The organism is Chryseobacterium contaminans (assembly GCF_001684955.1).
Taxonomy (GTDB): domain Bacteria; phylum Bacteroidota; class Bacteroidia; order Flavobacteriales; family Weeksellaceae; genus Chryseobacterium; species Chryseobacterium contaminans.
In genome coordinates, this window is sequence record NZ_MAYF01000147.1 from 1 (window position 1) to 4,354 (window position 4,354).

Here is a 4,354-nt window from a genome sequence, read left to right on the forward strand (position 1 = left end):
AAAAGATTCCGTAATTATGGTCAATCCAATAAGCTGGCTGGTGATGAAGATTCTTCCTATCTGGATAAAGCTTCCTCTCATGACCCAAGCCATAAAAAGAGAGATCAAAGCATGAAAAAAGTTTTTGTAACCGGAGCTACCGGGCTTCTGGGAACCAATGTTATCATTAAATTATTACAAAATGGTTATTCTGTTATTGCTCTGGTGCGCCAGAAAAGCAAGTATATGGGCGAAGAAAATGAAAGCCTGAAACTCATTGAAGGCAGCCTCACTTCTGATCTTTCATCATACCTTGCGGATATTGATTGCATTATTCATATTGCGGCAGAAACAAGCCAGGATTTGATCCGTTATGAAGATTATGGAAAAGTAAATTATGATATCACTGTAAAACTTTTCTCTGAGGCGGAAGCTTGTGGAATCAGAAGATTTTTGTTTGTAAGTACTGCTAATACCATCGGATATGGAAGTAAAGAACAGCCGGGAAATGAAGAATATTTTCAGAAATATCCTTTTACAGACTCTTTGTATGCTCAAAGTAAGCTGAATGCAGAGCTGCATCTTTTGGAAAACTGTAGGAATACAGAAGTTCTCATTCTGAACCCTACTTTCATGATTGGAGCCCATGATACTAAACCAAGCTCCGGAAAATTGATCTTCTGGGCATGGAAAAAGAAGCTGATCTTCTACCCAAAAGGAGGAAAGAATTTTGTTCATGCAGAAGATGCCGCCCAGGGTGTAGTTGCAGCAATACATAAAGGAGAAAACGGACAGAAATATCTATTGGCCAATGAAAATTTAAGTTATAGAGAGTTTTTCAGACAGATCAACAGAATGACTCATCAAACTCCCACAATGATTCCAATTCCTGATATATTTTTGAATATTTTAGGCAGGATTGGAGATTTGCTTAGAATATTAAAGATAAAGACCAATCTCTGTACTCCTCATATGAAAGCGCTTCAGATTCATAATTATTACACTAACCAAAAATCAGTACAAGTCTTAGAAATTCAATATCAATCCATTGATAAAGCCATAGACGATGCTGTTAAATACTTCAAAAGCAAGGCAAGTAGCCAATAGATTAGATGGCACAAAGAATCGTTAACATTTTATTATTTGATGGTCATAAATGCATGATATTCTGCATAAATAAAATTATTTGTGCATTGGTGGCTATTAAAACCTATCCAGAAAAATTTTCCAAAGCCGCTTCCAGGGTTTCCACAAAATTTACATGCCTGGTTTTATTACTTTCAAAGATAAAATCCTTCATGCTTTTGCTTTCATATTTGCTGAAATCCCCAACAATAGCCAATGCAATACGGTAATTGGAAAACTTTTGCAGAATTTCTCCTGCAATTTTGGTTTTCAGATCAAAAAAATCGGGAGTAATGTTTTTTTCGTAAACAATTACTTTATCATATCCCTGATAATAGATATTTCCCATCAGGTCCAATCCATCTTCTACAGACTGAATGATGATTTGATCCGAAGTAACTTCAGCAATTTTTATATTTCCGGAATTGTGTGGTTTGATGACCATGAGTTTAGTGATGTATGGTTATGTTTTTGTGAGAGATAAAATTTAATTATTTTTTTCCGTAAATAAACCGATCGTTTTCAGATAAGTCTTTTAATAGCTGTGCATTGGAGAAATAATGATATAATTCTAATGTTTCAGGTCCTAATTTCTGATTGATCTCTAAAAATAAAAGTCCATTTTTTTTTAGATGTTCTTTGGAATCCTCTGCAATCTTTCTGTAAAAGATCAAAGCATCAGAAGTAGGAGAGAACAATGCCATTGTTGGTTCAAATCCTTTCACAGAATCCTCGATCTCTGTTTCTTCCTCAATCCCAATATAAGGAGGGTTTGAAATGATAACATCATATTCTTCAGTCAGAGGGGTAGTCAGATAATCTGCATGAATATACTTAACATCAAGCTGATGATAGGCTGCATTTCGTTTTGCTGTCTCTAGCGCTTTTTCAGAAAAATCTATTGATGATATTTCCGCTTCGGGAAAATGCTTCTTTAAAACCAGGGGAATTACACCACTTCCCGTACCAATATCAAGAATCTTCAATCCGGAATCCTTATTTTCAGAATTTGTAATCTCCCGGATGGCTATTTCAAGCAATTCTTCCGTTTCAGGGCGGGGAATCAATACATTTTCATCCACAAAGAATTTCATTCCGTAAAACTCCGTTTCTCCAAGAATCTGCTGATAGGGTTTTCCGGTTTTTAATTCAGAAACCAGTTCACAAAGCTTTTGTTCATCATCTGTCAAAAGTTCCTGTTCAGAAAATCTTCTTTGCTCAAAAGAATCAAAGCCTACTATTTTCTGAATAAATAAAGAGCCCAAAAAAGCTCTTTCCGACTCAGTATAAAGGTCGGAAAGTTCTGCTTTGAAATGTTTTTTAAATGCTGATATTGTCATTTACCTTGTGAAAACCAGTTTTGTATCTGTAGATTTTTCTTCATTAATTCTGTAACCTTCGTAATTGAAAGCTTTTACATCGTCCAAAGTCTGCGCATTGGTTTCTGCACAGTACCTTACTACAAGACCTCTTGCATGTTTGGTGTAAACCACAATGGTTTTCAGTTTACCATCTTTCCATTCATAAAAATCAAAATCAATCACTTTATGGTTAAGTTTTTTCCTGTCAATCACTTTTCCATATTCATTACTGGCTAAATGAAGAAGGATTTCTCCTTTTTTCATTTCAGTGTTCAGCTGTTCAGTGATCTTTTCTCTCCAGAATTCATATAGATTTTTGTACTGATCGAACTCAAAAGGACGACCCATTTCCAGCCTGTAAAGCATTACCTTATCAGATGGCTTCAGCAAGCCGTACAATCCGGAAAGCATTCTGTAATTTTTCTGAAGATAATCTACAGCATCTTTGTCAAGAGTTTTGGCATCCAACCCTCTGTAGACCTCTCCTGTAAATGCAAACATTGCAGGAGCTGACTCTTTAGCCGTAGGTTTTGATTTCCATTTCTGATTTCTTTCCCAGTTTTCATCAGCCAGTTTTGGTGAGATTTCCATAAGTTCGGAAAGATATTTTGGTGATTTTTCTTTTAAATAAGTTTGTATAAAAGCTGCATCTTCAATGAATTTAGGAGTCGTGGATTTCAACAGGTCTGTTGAATTTTCTACGTTCATTAATTTCGCAGGTGATGTTACAATTTTCATAATGTTAAAATACAGATAAATGTTTAAAATCAATAAAATTCATAGCCATCAGCGTGACGAAGTCAATCATAAAATGACAGGCTATAAGAATTTTAATATTTGAATATTTTTTATAAAACATAGCAAAAACGACTCCAATAAAGAAAGGTACAACGACCTGACCGATGGTACCGTAAGTGCTGTGCAGAATTCCGAATAAAGCGGCAGAGACTAAAATTCCTGCCAACGGACTGTTGTATATTTTCTCAATTCTGGGCTGTATATATCCCCGCATCAGAAGCTCTTCTACAGCTCCGGCTGTTAAACAGGTAAAAATAATTAAAAAATAATCATTTTTAAAAAGGGAAGTGAGCTGGAGAATTTTGCTGCCATCTTCTTTATGGATAAAAAACTGTATTAATCCATTGAAAACAGCTCCGCCAAAGACACAAACCAGATATAAGATGACTACAGCTTTTATATTGAATGCAGTGGAATATTTCTTCTCTATTTTAAGTAAAAAAGGCCCTTTTTCAATAAAAAGGCTATATAGAAATGTGATGAGTAAAACGACCCATATAGCAACCCTGCTGATTGAGAAAGTATTTCCCGTAATCGTTTTTGCCCCTATAATCATACTGATAACAGGGAAAACATAAAGCATTACTATGCCTAAAAGCATAAATGTGAGTAGAATTCCTACAGCATATTTCCCATTAAGCCCCATAAAACCTGTCAACCGCTAGATCTTGAATGTCAAAATTGAGAATTAGATGATTCCTTTTCCTTGACGGATTACTTCAGGTTCACCGGAAGTAAGGTCCACAATCGTTGAGGCTACATTATCTCCATATCCTGAATCAATGACAATATCTACCAGATGATCGTATTTTTCAGCAATCAGTTCAGGGTCAGTAGAGTATTCAATAATTTCGTCATCATCTCTGATAGAGGTTGAAGCGATAGGATGCCCCAATTTTTCAACTATAAGTTGCGGAATCGGGTGATCCGGTACACGGATACCTATTGTTTTATGTCCTTTATAAGCTAAAGGTAAGTTTTTATTAGCTTCAAGAATAAATGTAAACGGTCCCGGAAGATGACTTTTCAGGAATCTGAAAACTGAAGTATCAATAGGTCTTGTAAAGTCTGAAAGATGGCTCAGATCATTA

At 35.5% G+C, this 4,354-nt stretch carries 6 protein-coding genes; 1 reads left to right on the top strand and 5 read right to left on the bottom strand.

The window, feature by feature from the left end; all coding sequences use genetic code 11:
• Nucleotides 1-1,086: NAD-dependent epimerase/dehydratase family protein (locus BBH99_RS10065; protein WP_228390783.1), on the top strand; the 1,086-nt coding region annotated here is incomplete at its 5' end.
• Between the two features lie 103 nt (nucleotides 1,087-1,189).
• Here BBH99_RS10065 and BBH99_RS10070 read toward each other — a convergent pair.
• The 5 genes from BBH99_RS10070 to BBH99_RS10090 form a co-directional block, all read right to left on the bottom strand.
• Nucleotides 1,190-1,549, bottom strand: a complete 360-nt coding sequence (locus BBH99_RS10070) for a DUF4180 domain-containing protein (RefSeq protein WP_066695155.1) — start codon at nucleotides 1,547-1,549, stop codon at nucleotides 1,190-1,192.
• A 46-nt stretch (nucleotides 1,550-1,595) separates the two neighbouring features.
• Nucleotides 1,596-2,444, bottom strand: a complete 849-nt coding sequence (gene prmC, locus BBH99_RS10075; protein ID WP_066695156.1) for a peptide chain release factor N(5)-glutamine methyltransferase — start codon at nucleotides 2,442-2,444, stop codon at nucleotides 1,596-1,598.
• Entirely contained in the window at nucleotides 2,445-3,203 is a 759-nt protein-coding gene (gene yaaA / locus BBH99_RS10080) for a peroxide stress protein YaaA (RefSeq protein WP_066695163.1), read from the bottom strand.
• 4 nt (nucleotides 3,204-3,207) lie between these two features.
• Nucleotides 3,208-3,921, bottom strand: coding sequence for a CPBP family intramembrane glutamic endopeptidase (locus BBH99_RS10085; protein WP_123873112.1), 714 nt, complete (start codon nucleotides 3,919-3,921; stop codon nucleotides 3,208-3,210).
• A gap of 30 nt (nucleotides 3,922-3,951) precedes the next feature.
• Nucleotides 3,952-4,354 (bottom strand): L-threonylcarbamoyladenylate synthase (locus BBH99_RS10090; protein WP_066695159.1); only part of this gene is annotated, 403 nt, incomplete at its 5' end.